The 18,016-nt window shown below is 72.7% G+C and carries 14 protein-coding genes; 10 read left to right on the plus strand and 4 right to left on the minus strand.

Going from position 1 to position 18,016, the window contains the following annotated elements:
- Positions 1 to 57: 57 nt before the first annotated feature.
- From ACZ4M5_RS01850 to ACZ4M5_RS01885, 8 genes are all read left to right on the plus strand, one after another.
- On the plus strand, positions 58 to 1,407 hold the full coding sequence (locus tag ACZ4M5_RS01850; RefSeq protein ID WP_467732015.1) for an inositol-3-phosphate synthase: 1,350 nt from the start codon (positions 58 to 60) through the stop codon (positions 1,405 to 1,407).
- A gap of 2 nt (positions 1,408 to 1,409) precedes the next feature.
- Positions 1,410 to 2,558, plus strand: a complete 1,149-nt coding sequence (locus tag ACZ4M5_RS01855; protein WP_467732828.1) for an SCO3242 family prenyltransferase — start codon at positions 1,410 to 1,412, stop codon at positions 2,556 to 2,558.
- Complete coding sequence (locus ACZ4M5_RS01860; protein ID WP_467732017.1) at positions 2,555 to 3,571, plus strand: sugar phosphate isomerase/epimerase family protein; 1,017 nt, start codon at positions 2,555 to 2,557, stop codon at positions 3,569 to 3,571. The genes ACZ4M5_RS01855 and ACZ4M5_RS01860 overlap by 4 nt, the downstream gene beginning before the upstream one ends.
- A complete protein-coding gene (locus ACZ4M5_RS01865; RefSeq protein WP_467732019.1) occupies positions 3,568 to 4,269 on the plus strand; it encodes an EboA domain-containing protein in 702 nt (233 codons plus the stop codon). The genes ACZ4M5_RS01860 and ACZ4M5_RS01865 overlap by 4 nt, the downstream gene beginning before the upstream one ends.
- Complete coding sequence (locus ACZ4M5_RS01870; protein WP_467732021.1) at positions 4,269 to 5,174, plus strand: TatD family hydrolase; 906 nt, start codon at positions 4,269 to 4,271, stop codon at positions 5,172 to 5,174. Before ACZ4M5_RS01865 ends, ACZ4M5_RS01870 begins: the two co-directional genes overlap by 1 nt.
- 3 nt (positions 5,175 to 5,177) lie before the next feature.
- On the plus strand, positions 5,178 to 6,347 hold the full coding sequence (eboE, locus tag ACZ4M5_RS01875; protein ID WP_467732023.1) for a metabolite traffic protein EboE: 1,170 nt from the start codon (positions 5,178 to 5,180) through the stop codon (positions 6,345 to 6,347).
- A complete protein-coding gene (locus ACZ4M5_RS01880) occupies positions 6,344 to 7,762 on the plus strand; it encodes a nucleotide pyrophosphatase/phosphodiesterase family protein (RefSeq protein WP_467732025.1) in 1,419 nt (472 codons plus the stop codon). Before eboE ends, ACZ4M5_RS01880 begins: the two co-directional genes overlap by 4 nt.
- A 115-nt stretch (positions 7,763 to 7,877) precedes the next feature.
- Entirely contained in the window at positions 7,878 to 9,089 is a 1,212-nt protein-coding gene (locus tag ACZ4M5_RS01885) for a sugar phosphate isomerase/epimerase family protein (RefSeq protein ID WP_467732027.1), read from the plus strand.
- A 75-nt stretch (positions 9,090 to 9,164) separates the two neighbouring features.
- Here ACZ4M5_RS01885 and ACZ4M5_RS01890 read toward each other — a convergent pair whose 3' ends face one another.
- The 4 genes from ACZ4M5_RS01890 to ACZ4M5_RS01905 form a co-directional block, all read right to left on the minus strand.
- Positions 9,165 to 10,544, minus strand: a complete 1,380-nt coding sequence (locus tag ACZ4M5_RS01890) for an OFA family MFS transporter (protein ID WP_467732029.1) — start codon at positions 10,542 to 10,544, stop codon at positions 9,165 to 9,167.
- A 122-nt stretch (positions 10,545 to 10,666) separates the two neighbouring features.
- Positions 10,667 to 12,811 (minus strand): acetate--CoA ligase family protein, encoded by a 2,145-nt coding sequence (locus ACZ4M5_RS01895; RefSeq protein ID WP_467732031.1) that lies wholly within the window; start codon positions 12,809 to 12,811, stop codon positions 10,667 to 10,669.
- A 4-nt stretch (positions 12,812 to 12,815) separates the two neighbouring features.
- Positions 12,816 to 14,051: a formyl-CoA transferase gene (gene frc, locus ACZ4M5_RS01900; RefSeq protein ID WP_467732033.1), complete on the minus strand. Its 1,236-nt coding sequence runs from the start codon at positions 14,049 to 14,051 to the stop codon at positions 12,816 to 12,818.
- 10 nt (positions 14,052 to 14,061) lie between these two features.
- Positions 14,062 to 15,744, minus strand: a complete 1,683-nt coding sequence (locus ACZ4M5_RS01905) for a thiamine pyrophosphate-binding protein (protein ID WP_467732035.1) — start codon at positions 15,742 to 15,744, stop codon at positions 14,062 to 14,064.
- 143 nt (positions 15,745 to 15,887) lie between these two features.
- Here ACZ4M5_RS01905 and sucC point away from each other — a divergent pair, with 143 nt between their 5' ends.
- Together sucC and sucD are read left to right on the plus strand one after the other, a co-directional pair.
- The gene (gene sucC, locus ACZ4M5_RS01910; RefSeq protein ID WP_467732037.1) at positions 15,888 to 17,018 is read left to right on the plus strand and encodes an ADP-forming succinate--CoA ligase subunit beta; all 1,131 of its coding nucleotides are present in this window, start codon (positions 15,888 to 15,890) and stop codon (positions 17,016 to 17,018) included.
- Between the two features lie 14 nt (positions 17,019 to 17,032).
- Positions 17,033 to 17,959, plus strand: a complete 927-nt coding sequence (gene sucD, locus ACZ4M5_RS01915) for a succinate--CoA ligase subunit alpha (protein WP_467732039.1) — start codon at positions 17,033 to 17,035, stop codon at positions 17,957 to 17,959.
- Positions 17,960 to 18,016 lie beyond the last annotated feature (57 nt).

An 18,016-nucleotide genomic window follows, 5' to 3' on the forward strand; every position in this document is an offset into this window, starting at 1 on the left:
GACCCCCGCCCGCCGTCTCCCTCCCCACCGGGTTCGCGCACGACCAGGAGGCTGCCCATGTCCGCGTCCCTCTCCCGACCGCGTGTGGGGGTGTGGCTGATCGGAGCCCGCGGCTCCGTCGCCACCACCGTCGTCACGGGGTGTGCCGCCGTCACCGCGGGACTGCACCCGCCCACCGGCATGGTCACCGAGACACCCGCCTTCGCCGGCAGCGGCCTGCCCGCCCTGTCCGATCTCGTCTTCGGCGGCCACGACACCCTCGACTGCCCCCTGCCCAAACGCGCCGAGTCCCTCACCGCGGGAGGTGTGCTGCCCCCGGGCGTCGCCACCGCCGTCGCCGCGGAACTCGTTGCCGCCGACCAGGAGATCAGGCCCGGTGGCCCCGCACCGGGCGACACCCGGAGCGAGGCCGAACTGATCGCGGCCTTCGCGGACGACATCCGCGACTTCACCCGCCGCCACGAGCTGGAGCGGACCGTGGTGGTCAACGTCGCCTCCACCGAACCCGCCTCCGCGGGCCCCGGCACCCCCCTCCCCGCCAGCACCCTGTACGCACTGGCCGCCCTGCGCGCCGGCTGCCCCTACGTCAACTTCACCCCGTCCGAGGGCATGCACCACCCCGTCGCCGCCCGCGAGGCCGGGCGCAGCGGCCTGCCCCACGCCGGCCGGGACGGCAAGACCGGCCAGACCCTGCTGCGGGCCGTCCTCGGACCGATGTTCGCGCAGCGCGCGCTTGCGGTCCGGGCCTGGTCCGGTACGAACCTGCTGGGCGGCGGCGACGGCGCGGCCCTCGCCGACCCGGCGGCCGCCGCGGCGAAGAACGCCGGCAAGGAACGCGTCCTCGCCGACACCCTCGGCACCGTCCCCGAGGGGGAGGTCCACATCGACGACGTCCCCGCCCTCGGCGACTGGAAGACCGCCTGGGACCACATCGCCTTCGACGGCTTCCTCGGCACCCGCATGGTCCTGCAGACCATCTGGCAGGGCTGCGACTCGGCGCTCGCGGCACCCCTGGTGCTGGACCTCGCCCGGCTCACCGCCCGGGCCCACGAGACGGGCCTCACCGGCCCTCTCGGCCCCCTGGGCTTCTACTTCAAGGACCCGGTGGGCGAGGGACCCTCCGGACTGTCCGAGCAGTACGAGCAACTGACGCGCTTCGCACGGAGCCTGGGGCGGTCCGAGGGGGCCGACGGCGACACGCCGGTGCCCGGACGAGCCCGCGGGGAGAGCGGAGAGAGCGGAGGCGCGGAGGGTGCGGCGCCGGTTGGCGGAAAGAGCGGAGAGGCGGAGGGTGCGGCGCCGGCCGGCGGGGAGGGCCGCGGTGTCTTGGGTGGGACGTCTGCGGGCGGGCAGAGACGTGCCGCTCGGGCGGTGAGGGGCGCCGGGGGAACGGGGGAGACCCGGTGACCCTGCGCCGGAACCCGTCCCCCGCCCCGTCCCACGGCGGCCGACCAGCAACCGTCGTCGCCGCAGCTCCCGCCCCCGGCGCGACCCCCCGCGCCCGAGTCCGTGCAAGGCGTGCGCACCGGCGGCGCGCCTGGGGGGAACTGCTGCGGCTGCCCGCCCTGTTCAGCGTCCCCGGTGACGCCCTGGCCGGTGCCGCCGCGGCCGGGGCCGCGCCCAACGGGCGCACGCTGCTCGCCATCGGTTCCTCCCTCTGCCTCTACGAGGCCGGCATGGCCCTCAACGACTGGGCGGACCGCGACGTCGACGCCGTCGAACGCCCCCACCGCCCCCTGCCCTCCGGCCGGGTCCGCCCGGCCGCCGCGCTCGCGGCGGCTGGCGCACTCACCGGCGCCGGGCTGGCCCTGGCCGCCGGCGCCGGACGCCCCGCCCTGGCCGTCGCCGCCCCCCTGGCGGCGACCGTCTGGGCGTACGACCTCGGCCTGAAGCACACACCCGCCGGGCCCGTGGCCATGGGCGCGGCCCGGGGCCTGGACCTGCTCATGGGAGCCGCGGCCACCACCGGCCGCACCCGCCCGGCCGTGCCCTCGGCGGCCCTCCTGGGCACCCACACCCTGGCCGTGACGACCGTCTCCCGCCAGGAGGCACAAGGCGGCTCACCCCTGGCCCCCCTGGCGGCCCTCGCGACGACCGCGCTGCTGACCCGGCGCACGGCCCGCCGGCCCGGCCCGCCGGTACCCGACCCCGCGAGGCCCGCCGGCCACGGACCACGCCCCGGGCCGACCGGACGCCCGGCGGGCCGGGGCCCGGCAGCGTCGCTCGCCACCGCCTGGACCGGGCAGCCGGAGCTCAGGAGCCCCGCACCGTCGACGACCACCGCCCTCACCGGGCGCCCAGGGCGTCCGGACCCCGCTGCCCTGCTCACCACCGCCCTCGCGGCCGCCTACGCGGCCGGCACCGCCCGCCCCTACTTCCACGCCGCGCTGAACCCCTCGCCCCCGCTCACCCAGCGCGCCGTGGGGGCCGGCATCCGGGCCACCATCCCCCTCCAGGCCGCCCTGGCCGCCCGCGCCAAGGGCCCGTTGTGCGCGGTCCTCATCGCCGCCCTCGCCCCCCTCGGTGCCCGTTTCGCGAAGAAGGTGAGTGTCACATGAGCCCCGAGGTCCCTGGGCCGGACAGCAGCCGGAACGGTACGGCGGCTGCTCCCGCCGCACTTCCCGACGCCGCGCCCGCCTCCCTCCGCTTCGGCTACGGCACCAACGGGCTCGCCGACCTCCGGCTCGTCGACGCGCTGTCCCTGCTCGCCGACCTCGGGTACGACGGGGTCGGGCTGACGCTCGACCACATGCACCTCGACCCCCTCGCGCCCGACCTGGCCGCCCGCACCCACCGGGTCGCGAAGCGGCTGGACGCGCTCGGCCTGGACGTCACCGTGGAGACCGGGGCCCGCTACGTGCTCGACCCGCGTCGCAAGCACGGCCCGTCCCTGCTCGACCCGGACCCCGGCGCCCGCGCCCGCCGCGTCGACCTCCTCGTCCGGGCCGTCCGGGTCGCGGCCGACCTCGGGGCCTTCGCCGTCCACTGCTTCAGCGGCGTCGTGCCCGACGGCACCGACCCGGACACCGCGTGGAAGCGTCTCGCCGAGGCCCTCACCCCCGTCCTGGAAGCCGCCTCCGCCGCCGGCGTCCCGCTCGCCGTCGAACCGGAGCCCGGCCACCTGCTCGCCACCCTCGCCGACTTCCACCGCCTGCGCACGGCCCTCGGCGACCCCGAACCCCTCGGACTCACCCTCGACATCGGCCACTGCCAGTGCCTGGAACCCCGGTCGCCCGCCGCGTGCGTACGCGAGGCCGCCCCCTGGCTGCGGCACGTGCAGATCGAGGACATGCGCCGAGGGGTGCACGAACACCTCCCGTTCGGGGACGGGGAGATCGACTTCCCGCCGGTCCTGGCGGCCCTGGCCGCCACCGGCTACCAGGGCCTGACCGTCGTCGAACTGCCCCGCCACTCCCACGAGGGGCCCCGGCAGGCCGAGCGGTCCCTCCCGTTCCTCCGCCACGCCGAGCGGGCCGCGGCCCACCCACCGCACCGGCCCGCCCCGGCCTCCCCGCAGTCCGCGCCACCCCACGGCGCTCCCTCCGCATCCTCCGATGGGAGCAGCAGATGACAGGCACCCGCGCCACCCACACGGCGAGAACCGCCGGCACCGGCGCCACCGCCTCCCCCTCGCTCGGCGACCTCCGCCGAGACCTCACCGCCCACCTCGAACCGGCCGCCCGCGCCTGGCTCGACCACGCCCTCGACGAAGCCGCCGCCCACCCCGGCATCCACGGACCCATCTCCGCGTGGGAACTGCGCCTCGCCGAGGCCGGGCGCCGCTGCGGGGCCGCCCACGCCGACGCCGCCCGCGTCCTCATCCTGGACGCCGCCCGCGCGGACACCGACGCCCTGACCCGGGTGTACTTCCAGGGCACCGCCGACGAACGCCGGGCCGTCCTGCACGCCCTGCCGCACCTCGTGTCCGGCCCCGGCGCCCTCCCGCTCGTCGAGGACGCCCTGCGCACCAACGACGCCCGGCTGCTCGCCGCCGCCGTCGGCCCGTACGCCGCCCGGCACCTCGACCCGCACGCCTGGCGCCACGCCGTACTGAAGTGCCTGTTCACCGGCGTCCCCGTCGAAGAGGTGGCGGAGCTGCCGGAACGCGCCCGCAGCGACGGCGAACTCGCCCGCATGCTGGCCGACTACGCCGCCGAGCGCACCGCCGCCGGCCGCGCCGTCCCCGAGGACCTGCACCGCGTCCTGGACCTGACCGAGTCCGTGCCCGGCGCCCCCGGCACGGACCACCCCCACGGCAAGGAATCCTGATGCGCATCTTCGACCCCCACATCCACATGACGTCCCGCACCACCGACGACTACGAGGCCATGTACACCGCCGGTGTGCGCGCCGTCGTCGAGCCGTCCTTCTGGCTCGGCCAGCCCCGGACCTCGCCGGCCTCCTTCCGCGACTACTTCGACGCCCTGCTCGGCTGGGAACCCTTCCGCGCCGCCCAGTACGGCATCGCCCACCACTGCACGATCGCCCTCAACCCCAAGGAGGCCAACGACCCGCGCTGCACGCCCGTCCTGGACGAACTGCCCCGCTATCTCGTCAAGGACAACGTCGTCGCCGTCGGCGAGGTGGGCTACGACTCCATGACCCCCGCCGAGGACACCGCCCTCGCCGCGCAGCTCCAGCTGGCCGCCGACCACGGCCTGCCCGCCCTGGTGCACACCCCGCACCGCGACAAGCTCGCCGGCCTGCGCCGCACCCTCGACGTCGTCCGGGAATCCGCCCTGCCCGCCGGCCACGTCCTGGTCGACCACCTCAACGAGACCACCGTCAAGGAGGCCAAGGACAGCGGCTGCTGGCTCGGCTTCTCCGTGTACCCGGACACCAAGATGGACGAGGAGCGCATGGTCGCCGTCCTGCGCGCCTACGGCCCCGAGCAGGTCCTGGTCAACTCGGCCGCCGACTGGGGCAGGAGCGACCCCCTGAAGACCCGCAAGGTCGGCGACCTGATGCTGGCCGAGGGCTTCGACGAGGACACCGTCGACCAGGTGCTGTGGCGCAATCCCGTGGCCTTCTACGGGCTCAGCGGCCGGCTGCGCCTCGATGTCACCAGTACCGGCGCCACCCACGAGGGCAACTCCGTCCTGCGCGGCGTCCCCAGGGACCCGCAGGGCCCCGGCCCGGACGCACCGGCCCGCGTCCCCGCCGCGGAGGCGTGAGCCATGCGCTTCCGCCACCCCGACGGCTCGACCGTCCACCTCGCCTACTGCACCAACGTCCACCCCGCGGAGACCCTCGACGGCGTCCTCGCCCAGCTGCGCGACCACTGCGAACCCGTCCGCCGGCGCCTCGGCCGCGACCGGCTCGGCATCGGGCTGTGGCTCGCCAGGGACGCCGCCCAGGCCCTCGTCACCGACCCCTCCGCCCTGCGCGCCCTGCGCAGTGAGCTCGACCGGCGCGGCCTGGAGGTCGTCACCCTCAACGGCTTCCCCTACGAGGGTTTCGGAGCCGAGGAGGTCAAGTACCGCGTCTACAAGCCGGACTGGGCCGATCCCGAGCGTCTGGAGCACACCACCGCCCTGGCCCGCGTACTCGCCGGGCTGCTGCCCGACGACGTCACCGACGGCAGCATCTCCACCCTGCCCCTCGCCTGGCGCACCGCCCACGACGAGGAGCGGGCGGAGCGGGCCCGCACCGCCCTGCGCACCCTCGCCGAACGTCTCGACGCCATCGAGGAGCTGACCGGCCGCTCCCTGCGCATCGGCCTGGAACCGGAGCCCGGTTGCGTCGTCGAGACCACCCGCGACGCCATCGCCCCGCTCACCGCGATCGGCCACGACCGCATCGGCATCTGCGTCGACACCTGTCATCTCGCCACCTCCTTCGAAGATCCGCACACTGCCCTGGACGCCCTCACCACCGCCGGCGTCCCCGTCGTGAAATCCCAGCTCTCCGCCGCCCTGCACGCCGAACACCCCCATCTGCCCGAGGTCCGCGAAGCCCTCGCCGCCTTCGCCGAACCCCGCTTCCTGCACCAGACCCGCACGGCCACCGCCGCCGGGCTGCGCGCCACCGACGACCTCGACGAGGCCCTCGCGGGCCACGCCCTGCCGGACGCCGCCCCCTGGCGCGCCCATTTCCACGTCCCGCTGCACGCGGCCCCCGCCGCCCCGCTCACCTCCACCCTCCCGGTCCTGAAGGCCGCCCTGAGCCGGCTCGTCGGCGGCCCGGCCCCCCTCACCCACCACCTGGAGGTCGAGACCTACACCTGGCAGGCCCTGCCGCCCGAGCTGCGCCCCAAGGGGCGGGCCCAGCTGGCCGAGGGAATCGCCGCCGAGCTGACCCTCGCCCGCGACCTGCTGACGGACCTCGGCCTGAAGGAGCTGCCATGAGCACCCCTGAGCCCCCGGACCCGGCCGGCGCGGAACCAGGCCGCCCCGTCCCGCTCCTCGTCCTGGACGTCGTCGGTCTCACCCCCCGCCTGCTCGACCACATGCCGCACCTCAAGGCCCTCGGACAGTCCGGCTCCCGTGCCGCCCTGGGCACCGTCCTGCCCGCCGTCACCTGCACCGCGCAGTCCACCTTCCTCACCGGCACCATGCCCTCGGAACACGGCATCGTCGGCAACGGCTGGTACTTCCGCGAGCTCGGCGACGTCCTGCTGTGGCGCCAGCACAACGGCCTCGTCGCCGGGGACAAACTCTGGGACGCCGCCCGCCGCGCCCACCCCGGCTACACCGTGGCCAACATCTGCTGGTGGTACGCCATGGGCGCCGACACCGACATCACCGTCACCCCCCGCCCGGTCTACTACGCCGACGGCCGCAAGGAACCCGACTGCTACACCCGGCCCCCCGCGCTCCACGACGAACTCACCGAAGAACTGGGCACCTTCCCCCTGTTCCACTTCTGGGGACCCGGCGCCGACCTCGTCTCCAGCCGGTGGATCATCGACGCCACCCGCCACATCATGCGCACCCGGCACCCCGACCTGACGCTCTGCTACCTCCCTCATCTGGACTACGACCTGCAGCGCTTCGGCCCGGACGACCCGCGCTCCCTGAAGGCGGCCACGGACCTGGACACCGCGCTCGCCCCGCTCCTGGACGACGCCCGCGCCGAGGGCCGCACCGTCGTGGCCCTGTCCGAGTACGGCATCACCCGCGTGAGCCGGCCCGTCGACATCAACCGCGCCCTGCGCCGCGCCGGACTGCTCGAGGTGCACACGCAGGACGGCATGGAGTACCTCGACCCGATGGCCTCCCGCGCCTTCGCCGTGGCCGACCACCAGATCGCCCACGTCTACGTGCGCCGCCCCGAGGACCTCGACGCCACCCGTGCGGCCCTCGACGGCCTGCCCGGCATCGAGCAACTCCTCGACGACGAGGGCAAGAAGGCCCACCACCTCGACCACCCGCGCGCCGGTGAACTCGTCGCCGTGGCCGAACCGGACGCCTGGTTCACGTACTACTACTGGCTCGACGACGACCGGGCACCCGACTTCGCCCGGCTCGTCGAGATCCACCGCAAACCCGGCTACGACCCGGTCGAGCTCTTCATGGACCCCCAGGACCCCTACGTGAAGGTCAAGGCGGCCACCGCGCTGGCGCGCAAGAAGCTCGGCATGCGCTACCGCATGGCTGTGGTCCCGCTGGACCCCTCACCTCTTCGCGGCAGCCACGGCCGCCTCCCGCTGAGCGACGACGACGGTCCGCTCCTCATCTGCTCCACCCCCCGCGCCGTCGGCGACCGCCTCGCGGCCACCGACGTGAAACAACTCCTGCTCCGGCTGGCCGGACTCGGCTGACACCGCGCCACGCGCAGCCGCCGACTTCCGACTACCGAGAGTGAACCACACGGCACTGACAACGGCCGGTCCCGGCGGCACCGGAACCGGCCACGACCGAGAAGGCAGGCCACCCGTGACCCCGTACCCCGACCCTTCCCGCACCGATGCCGCCACCGCCGCCGCCCCGGACGAGGCACTGCGCCGCAGCCTCGGCGTGGGCCGGCGCCGCTTCCTCACCACGTGCACCGCCGTGGCGGCCGGAGCCGTGGCGGCCCCCGTCTTCGGCGCGGCCCCCGCCCTGGCCCAGGACCGCGGCAGAGACCACGACCACGGCCACGACCACGGCCACGACCACGGGCGCGGCCAGGTGCTCGTCCCGCCGCACAAGCGGGGCATCATCCTCTACACGGTCCGTGACGCCACCGCCCGCGACCCCCTCGCGAGCGACCTGCCCTCCGGCTTCCGCGAGGTGTTCAAGCAGCTGGCCCGCCACGGCTACCGGCAGGTGGAGTTCGCCGGCTACCGCCAGCACGCGAACGCGCCCGGCGGCGACAACCTGGAGACCGTCCAGGGCGCCAGGCTGCTGCGCTCCTGGCTGGACGACCACGGCCTGCGCGCCCAGGGCAACCACGGCTTCATCCCGTCCTCCTGGCCGCTCACCGCGGCGGACAAGGACACCTTCAAGAAGCACCTGGAGATCGCCAACATCCTCGGCATGGACCACATGGGCACCGGCGGCGACCCCACCGGAAGCTCCTACCGCGCCGACTGGGACGTCGCCGCCGACAAATGGAACGCCCTCGGTGAGATCGCCCGCCGTGAGGGCATCAAGCTCTACACCCACAACCACGACAGCGCCTACGGCTTCCTGCTCGACGGCGGCCCGCTGGACGACCAGGGCCGGCCGACGCGCAGTTCGGGCATCCGCAAGCTGGAGTACTTCCTGAAGGTCACCGACCCACGGCTCGTCTGGCTGGAGATGGACATCTTCTGGGCGCACGTCGCCCAGTACAAGTTCCGCACCTACACCGCGCACGACGGCACCACCCGCACAAGCGTGTTCGACCCGGCCGCCCTGGTCACCCGCCACAACAAGCGCTACCCGCTGTTCCACGCCAAGGACGGCGTCGTCAGCACGACCAACGGCATGGGCTGGGACATGGTGCCCTTCGGCACCGGAGACATCGACTACGCGACGTTCTTCTCGCGGGTCGGGCAGACCCACTACCGCAACCCGATGGTGGAGGACGACAACTCGCCGAGCGCCACCGACCCCGCGCAGTCGCTGCGCGAGGCCAAGATCAGCTACGACAACATGGCGGCCCTGCGCAAGCGGCGCCGCTGACCGCGGACACGGACCGGGGCCCCTCCCGCACCACGCGGGAGGGGCCCCGGTCCGTGCCGGCCCGGTCTCCCCGGGTCACTCCTCCCCGAGCGGCCGCGGGTTGGGCGTCACGCGCCTGTCCTTGGATCGTCCCGGCGGGTGCAGGAACAGCGCCACGAGGCCGGCGAACAGCGAGATGCAGCCGGCCAGGGTGAAGGCGCCGTTGTAGCCCCAGGCGCCGACGACCACGGCTCCCATGCCCGCGCCCAGTCCGGAGACGAGCTTGGAGCTGTAGACCATGCCGTAGTTGGTGGCGTTGTTGTTCTCGCCGAAGTAGTCCGCGGTCATCGCCGCGAACATCGGGAAGATGGCCCCGCCGCCGAAGCCGGAGACGGCGGAGAAGATCAGGAACAGCGGCAGGTTCCCGATCTCGGCCGACCAGATGATGCCGAACTGGGCGAGACCCAGGATCGCGCACACGTAGAGCAGGCACTGCTTGCGGCCGTAGAGGTCGGACAGCCAGCCGATGACGCCGCGCCCGGTGCCGTTGACGATCGCCTTCAGCGACATCGCGGTGGCCACGACGCCCGCCGCGAAGCCCGCCTCCTCACCGATGTCGACCTGGAAGGCGATGCCGAAGATGTTCACGCCGGAGGTGCAGGCGAGACAGAACCACATCAGCGCCACCCGGCCGGTCCTCCAGGCCTCCAGCGGGCTGTACTGCTTGGTGGCCGGGGGGTTCTTCTCGAGCGAACGCCGGGCGCGCGGATCCTCCGGCGGGTTCAGCGGGTCGACGGAGGCCGGCCACCAGTTCTTCGGCGGGTCCCTGAAGTAGAAGCCGGCGAAGGCCACGATCGCGGCGAGGAAGACACCCGCCGAGACCAGCACCCAGCGGAAGTTGGTGCCGTCCATGTAGCCGTGGAAGATGAAGACGAAGGGCACCGAGCCGTAGGCGAAGCCGCCGTTGACGAAGCCGGTCTTGCCGCCCCTGCGCTCCGGGTACCACTTGCCGACCATGTTGACGCACGTCGCGTACACCATGCCCGCGCCCATGCCGCTGAAGACGCCGAACCCGATGAAGGCGAGCGCGACATGCGGCGCGAACGCCAGCGACAGATAACCCAGCAGAGTGCCGGCCGAACCCAGCATCATCGCCCAGCGCGCCGGCAGCTTGCCGTTCTCGCGCAGCCGCCCCGCCGGGAAGGCGACCGCGGCCTGGCAGAAGATCCAGGTGGTCATCATCCAGTAGATGCTGCCGCTGGACCAGTGGTGTGCCTCGTGGAGCGTGTCCTCGGCGGACGCGAACGCGTACTCCGCGGAGGAGATGCCCATCATGCCGATCCAGGGCAGGATCACCATCCACTTGCGCTTGCGCCCCATGATGTCGATGTCGGTCTCACCCAACCGGTAGACGCGGCCGTTCGCGTCGGTGACCTCCCGGTGGGGAACCGTGGTGGGCAGATCGGTCGTTGTCATGTCGTGTCGCACCCCTTGCGTCGAAAGATCTGGCCAGCGCCCCCTGTCCCATGCCTTTCGTGCGCGTGCGGGTCCCGGGGCCGGCCGACGCGCACCGTCGGCCGGCCCCCCGCTGCCTCACCTCATGTACCGCCCCCCAGCAGCCCCGCCTCCCGCGCCCAGCGGTACTTCGCACCGAGCACGGCCACCGGCTTCTCGGTCGTGTACGGGTACGCCACGACCCCGCGTTCGAAGAGGTACTGGCAGGCCTCCTCGACCTCCACGTCACCCGCGAGCGACGCCACCACGGGCTTCTCGATCCCGCGCTCCCGGAACTCGGCCACCACGCGCGCGGTGAGCTCCGCGAAGACCATCGGGGGAGTGACGATCGTGTGCCAGTAGCCGAGCACCAGCGCGTGGATGCGCGGATCCTCCAGCCCCAGCCGGATCGTCGCCTCGTACGTCGACGGCGGTTCGCCCCCGGTGATGTCCACCGGGTTGCCCGCGGCCCCGAAGGGCGGGATGAACTTCCGGAAGGCCTCGTCCAGGTCGGGCGGGATCTCCATGAGCGACAGGCCGTTGTCCGTCACCGCGTCGGAGAGCAGCACGCCGCTGCCGCCCGCGCCCGTGATGATCACGACGTTGCCGCCCTTGGGTGCGGGAAGCACCGGCAACGCGCGCGCGTACTCCAGCATGTCGTTCAGTCCGGGCGCCCTGATGACGCCGGCCTGCCGCAGGATGTCGTCGTACACGGCGTCGTCACCGGCGAGGGCGCCCGTGTGCGACCCGGCCGCCTTCGCACCCGCGGCCGTACGGCCCGCCTTGAGCACGATCACCGGCTTCTTCGGCACGGTCGCCCGGGCGGCCTCCACGAAGGCGCGCCCGTCCTTGAGGTCCTCCAGGTGCATCGCGATGCATTGGGTGTGCGGGTCCTCCCCGAACCAGGTCAGCAGGTCGTCCTCGTCCAGGTCCGACTTGTTGCCGAGCCCGACGATCGCCGACACGCCCGTCTTCGTCGTCCGCGCGAAACCGAGGATGGCCATCCCGATGCCGCCCGACTGCGAGGTCAGCGCCACCCCGCCCTTGACGTCGTACGGCGTGCAGAACGTGGCGCACAGGTCCTGCCAGGTCGAGTAGTAGCCGTAGATGTTCGGTCCCAGCAGCCGCACGCCGTGCCGCTCGGCGATCGACACGATCTCCGCCTGGAGTTCGTGCTCGCCGGTCTCCGCGAACCCCGAGGGGATCAGCACGGCGTTCGGGATCTTCTTGCGTCCCACCTCCTCCAGGGCCGAGGCCACGAACTTGGCGGGGATCGCGAAGACCGCCACATCCACCTCACCGGGAACGTCCGTGACACTCTTGTACGCCTTGCGGCCCAGGATGTCATCGGCCTTGGGGTTCACCGGGTGGATCTCGCCCGCGAAACCCCCGTCCACGAGGTTGCGCATCACCGAATTGCCGATCTTCCCCTGCTCGTTGGAGGCGCCGATCACGGCCACCGAGCCGGGCTGCATCAGCCGGCGCATCGAGGTGAGGATCTCCTCGCGCGTGTACGTCCGGCGCGGCGCCGGCTGCGACTCGGCGAGGATCACCCGGATGTCGGCCGCGACGGCCCCCTCCGCCGTCGCGATCACCGGATTGAGGTCCACCTCGGCGATCTCGGGGAAGTCCGCCACGAGCCGGGACACCCGGCGGATCTGCTCGGCGACGGCCCACCGGTCGACACCGGCCTGCCCGCGCACCCCGCGCAGGACCTCCGCCGAGCGGATGGAGTCCAGCATCGACAACGCCTCGTCGGCGTCCACCGGCGCCAGCCGGAACGTGACGTCCTTGAGGACCTCGACGAGCACCCCGCCCAGCCCGAAGGCCACGACCTTCCCGAACGTCGGGTCGGTCACCGCACCGACGATGACCTCCTGGCCCCGCGGCAGCAACTCCTGCACCTGCACACCCGAGATGCGCGCGTCCGCGTCGTAGGCACGCGCGTTCTCGACGATGCGGTGGAACGCCGCCCGGACGTCCGCCGCTCCCTCGACCCCGACGACCACACCGCCGGCGTCGGTCTTGTGCAGGATGTCCGGCGACACGATCTTCATCACGACCGGCCCGCCGAAGCGCGCCGCGTACGCCACGGCCTCCTCGACGTCGGTGGCCAGTTCCTCGCCGGGGACGGCGATGCCGTACGCGTCGGCGATCACCTTGCCCTCGGGCGCGGTCAGCGCGGTCCGGCCCTCCGCCCGTACGGAGTCCAGCAGGGACCGCACGCGGGCGAGACGGTCTTCGGCCATCACCTCAGATCACCCCGTTCGACTTGAGCAGGCGCACTTCCTCGTCACCGAGGCCGAGCTCACCGACGTAGACCTCTTCGTTGTGCTCGCCGAGCAGCGGTGAACTGGTCACCTCCACGGGGGAGTCGGACAGCTTCAGCGGGCTGCCGACGGTCACGAACTCGCCGCGCTCGGGGTGGGGCACGGTGACGACCATCTCGTTGGCGACCAGTGACCGGTCCTCGATGATCTCCCGGGTCGACAGGATCGGCCCGCACGGGATGTTGTGCGCGTTGAGCCGCTCCAGCACCTCCCACTTGGGCAGCGTCGAGGACCACTCCTCGATCAGCTGGAACAGCTTGCCGAGCTTGGGCAGCCGCGCCTCGGGCGTGGCCCACTCGGGGTCGTCGGCCAGTTCGGGCCGGCCGATGAGCTCGCTGATCGGGCGCCAGCCGACCGGCTGCACGATGACGTACACGTAGTCGTTCGGGCCGCCCGGCGCGCACTTGACCGCCCAGCCGGGCTGGCCACCGCCGGAGGCGTTCCCGGACCGGGGGACCTCGTCGCCGAAGTCCTCGTTGGGGTACTCGGCGAGCGGCCCGTGGGCCAGGCGCTGCTGGTCCCGCAGCTTGACCCGGCACAGGTTCAGCACGGCGTGCTGCATGGCCACGTTGACCCGCTGCCCGCGTCCGGTGTGCTCCCGCTGGTAGAGCGCGGCGAGGATGCCCGCCACGGCGTGGACGCCCGTACCCGAGTCACCGATCTGGGCGCCCGTGGCCAGCGGCGGCCCGTCCTCGAAGCCGGTGGTGGACATCGACCCGCCCATGGCCTGCGCGACGACCTCGTACGCCTTGAAGCCGGTGTACGGGCCTTCGCCGAAGCCCTTGATGGAGGCGTAGACGATGCGCGGGTTGATCTCCTGGATGCGGTCCCAGGTGAAGCCCATCCGGTCGACCGCGCCCGGGCCGAAGTTCTCCACCATCACGTCGGAGCGCCGGATCAGCTCGGTGAGGATCTCCTTGCCGCGCTCGGTCTTGGTGTTGAGGGTGATGCTCCGCTTGTTGCAGTTGAGCATCGTGAAGTAGAGGGAGTCGACGTCCGGCAGGTCGCGCAGCTGCTTGCGCGTGATGTCGCCGGTCGGCGCCTCCAGTTTGACGACGTCGGCGCCGAGCCAGGCGAGCAGCTGGGTCGCCGACGGCCCGGACTGGACGTGGGTCATGTCCAGCACGCGGACACCTTCGAGGGCCTTGGTTCCTGTCATCGGGGGCACCTCACTTGTACATGGTCTGGTTCATGGTTCCGGGGGCGTACGCGTCGGGGTCGACCCAGACGTTGATCAGTGACGGCTTGCCGGACTCGCGGGCGCGCCGGAGGGCGGGGCCGATGTCGGCGGGGTCGCGGACCTCCTCGCCGTAACCGCCGAGCATCTGCGCGAACTTGTCGTAGTGGACGTCCCCGAGGGTGTTGCCGACCCGCTCGCGCTCCTTGCCGTACTTGGCGGCCTGGCCGTAACGGATCTGGTTCATCGAGGAGTTGTTGCCGACGATGCCGACGAAGGGCAGGTCGTAGCGCACGAGGGTCTCGAAGTCCCAGCCCGTGAGCGAGAACGCCCCGTCGCCGAACAGCGCGACGACCTCCTTGTCGGGCCGCGCCTGCTTGGCCGCGAGCACGAAGGGCACACCGACGCCGAGCGTGCCGAGCGGCCCGGGGTCCATCCAGTGGCCGGGCGACTTGGGCTGCACGACCTGGCCGGAGAAGGTGACGATGTCCCCGCCGTCGCCGATGTAGATCGAGTCCTCGGTGAGGAAGTCGTTGATCTCGCCGACCAGCCGGTAGGGGTGGATCGGCGAGGCGTCGGACTTCAGGCTCGGCAGCCGCTTCTCCAGGGCCGTCTGCTCGGCCGCGCGCAGTTCGTCCAGCCACTCCTTGCGCCGGGACGCACCGCCGTTGACGCGTCCGGAGGCCGCCTCGGTCACCGACTTCAGCACCAGCCCGGCGTCGCCGACGATGCCGAGGTCGATGTCGCGGTTCTTGCCGACCGTGCGGTAGTCGAGGTCGATCTGCACGACGGTCGCCTCCGGCGACAGCCGCTTGCCGTAGCCCATGCGGAAGTCGAAGGGCGTGCCGACGATGACGATGACGTCGGCGTGGGAGAAGGCGTACCGCCGTGAGAGCTGGAAGTGGTGCGGGTCGCCGGGCGGCAGGGTGCCGCGGCCGGCGCCGTTCATGTACGCGGGGACGTTGAGGGCGCGCACCAGCTCGACGGCGGCTTCGGTGCCCCGGGTCGTCCAGACCTGGCTGCCGAGCAGGATGGCCGGCTTCTCGGCGTGCACCAGCAGGTCGGCGAGCTTCTCGATCGCCTCGGGGTCGCCGGCCGAGCGGGTGGAGGCCCGGTAGGCCCCGGCGCGCGGCACCCGGGCCTTCGGCACCGGCACCTTGGCGTCCAGCACGTCGCGCGGGATCTCCAGGAAGGAGGGGCCGGGCGCGCCGTGGTAGCACTCGCGGAACGCCATGGACACCATGTCCGCCGCGCGCGCCGTGTCGGGCACGGCCGCCGCGAACTTGGTGATCGGCGTCATCATGTCGACGTGCGGCAGGTCCTGCAGGGACCCCATCTTGTGCTGGGTGAGGGCGCCTTGGCCGCCGATCAGCAGCATCGGGGACTCCGCGCGGAAGGCGTTGGCGACACCGGTGACGGCGTCGGTCGTCCCCGGGCCGGCGGTGACCACCGCGCAGCCGGGCTTGCCGGTGATGCGCGCGTACCCGTCGGCGGCGTGGGCGGCGACCTGCTCGTGGCGGACGTCGACGACCTCGATGCCCTCGTCGACGCAGCCGTCGTAGATGTCGATGATGTGGCCGCCGCACAGCGTGTAGATGCGGTCGACCCCTTCGGCCTTCAGCGCCTTGGCTACGAGATGACCACCGGAGATCACGTCCTGGGTGTCGTCGGGCATGGCGAAGTCCTGTCCCTTCGTAGGGGGTTGGGGCGGCTCGCGGTACATTGCATACAGTCGACGAATACTGTATGAAGCTTGTTATCCCGCATCCGGTGGGTGGTGTCCAGGGGGCGTGCGGCACTTTCGAGTCAGGAGCCGGAATGGACCTGTACGAACACCAGGCAAGGGAACTCTTCGAGGAACACGGCATCGTGGTGCCGCGGGCCGAGGTCACCGACTCGCCCAGGGAGGCCCGCGAGATCGCACGCCGGCTCGGCGGCCGGGTCGTGGTGAAGGCCCAGGTGAAGACCGGCGGGCGCGGCAAGGCCGGCGGGGTGAAGCTCGCCGCCGACCCGGCCGCGGCGGAGCTCACGGCCCGTCAGATCCTCGGCATGGACATCAAGGGCCACCAGGTCGGCACCGTCATGCTCGCCCAGCCCGTGGACATCGAGGCCGAGTTCTACGTCTCCTACGTGCTGGACCGCGCGGCCGGCCGGTTCCTCGCGATCGCCTCCGCCGAGGGGGGCATGGACATCGAGGAGGTGGCCGCCACCCGGCCCGAGGCCGTGTCCCGCATCCCCGTCGACCCGGCCACCGGGGTCACCTCCGCCACGGCGGGCCGGATCGCGGAAGCGGCCGGACTGCCGCCGCAGACCGCCGACGTCCTCGTCCGCCTCTGGCAGGTACTGGTCCGCGAGGACGCCGTCCTCGTCGAGGTCAACCCGCTCGTGCGCACCCGGCAGGGACAGATCCTCGCCCTCGACGGCAAGATCACCCTCGACGACAACGCCCGTTTCCGACAGGCCCGTTGGGGCGCGGACGACATCGGGCACGGCGACGGTCCGGAGGCCGAGGCCGCCGCCAGGGGCCTCAACTACGTCAAGCTGGACGGCGAGGTCGGCATCATCGGCAACGGCGCCGGCCTCGTGATGTCGACCCTGGACGTGGTGGCGGGCTGCGGCGCCCGCCCGGCGAACTTCCTCGACATCGGCGGCGGAGCGAGCGCCCAGGTCATGGCGGACGGACTGTCGGTCGTCCTCTCCGATCCGGCCGTCAGCTCCATCCTCGTCAACGTCTTCGGCGGGATCACCGCCTGCGACGCGGTCGCCGACGGCATCGTCCGGGCACTGGACACCGTCCGGCTGACCAAACCGCTCGTCGTACGGCTCGACGGCAACAACGCCGCCCGGGGCCGCGCCGTTCTCGACCGGTGCGCGCACCCGCTGGTCGAGCAGGTCACCACCATGGACGGCGCCGCCGCCCGTGCCGCCCGACTCGCCGTCACGGCCTGAGAAGAGGGAACGCCATGGCCATCTACCTGTCCAAGGAGAGCAAGGTCCTCGTCCAGGGCATGACCGGCGCAGAGGGCATGAAGCACACCCGGCGGATGCTGGCGGCCGGCACGAACGTCGTCGGCGGCGTCAACCCCCGCAAGGCGGGCCGCACCGTCGAGTTCGCCGTCCCCGAGGGGCCGAGCGGCACGGGAGGCGCCTCGGTCGCCGTCCCCGTCTTCGGCTCCGTAGCCGAGGGGATGCACGCGACCGGCGCGGACGTCACCGTCGTCTTCGTCCCGCCCGCCTTCGCCAAGGCGGCCGTCGTCGAGGCCGCCGACGCCGGCATCGGCCTCGCGGTCGTCATCACCGAGGGCATCCCGGTGCACGACACCGTCGCCTTCACCACGTACGCCGGCCGCAGCGGCACACGCGTCGTCGGCCCCAACTGCCCGGGTCTCATCAGCCCGGGCCAGTCCAACGCCGGCATCATCCCGGCCGACATCGCCAGGCCGGGCCGCATCGGGCTGGTCTCCAAGTCGGGCACGCTGACGTACCAACTCATGCACGAGCTGCGCGACATCGGCTTCTCGACCTGCGTCGGCATCGGCGGCGACCCCGTCGTCGGCACCACGCACATCGACTGCCTCGCGGCGTTCCAGGACGACCCCGACACCGATCTGGTCGTCCTCATCGGCGAGATCGGCGGCGACGCCGAGGAACGGGCGGCGGCCTACATCCGCGAGCACGTCACCAAACCCGTCGTCGGCTACATCGCCGGATTCACCGCACCCGAGGGCCGGACCATGGGCCACGCCGGAGCCATCGTCTCCGGCTCCTCCGGCACGGCGCAGGCGAAGAAGGAGGCCCTGGAGGCGGCCGGAGTACGGGTGGGCCGCACCCCGACCGAGACCGCGAAGCTCGTGCTCACGCTGCTCGAGGACAGGCGGCGAGCCGCCTGAGACGCAAGCCGAACCGTACTCGTCGCGGGTCGCCCACGACCTCCCCTTCCGCACCGA

It is taken from the genome of Streptomyces sp. NPDC026246 (genome assembly GCF_055567995.1).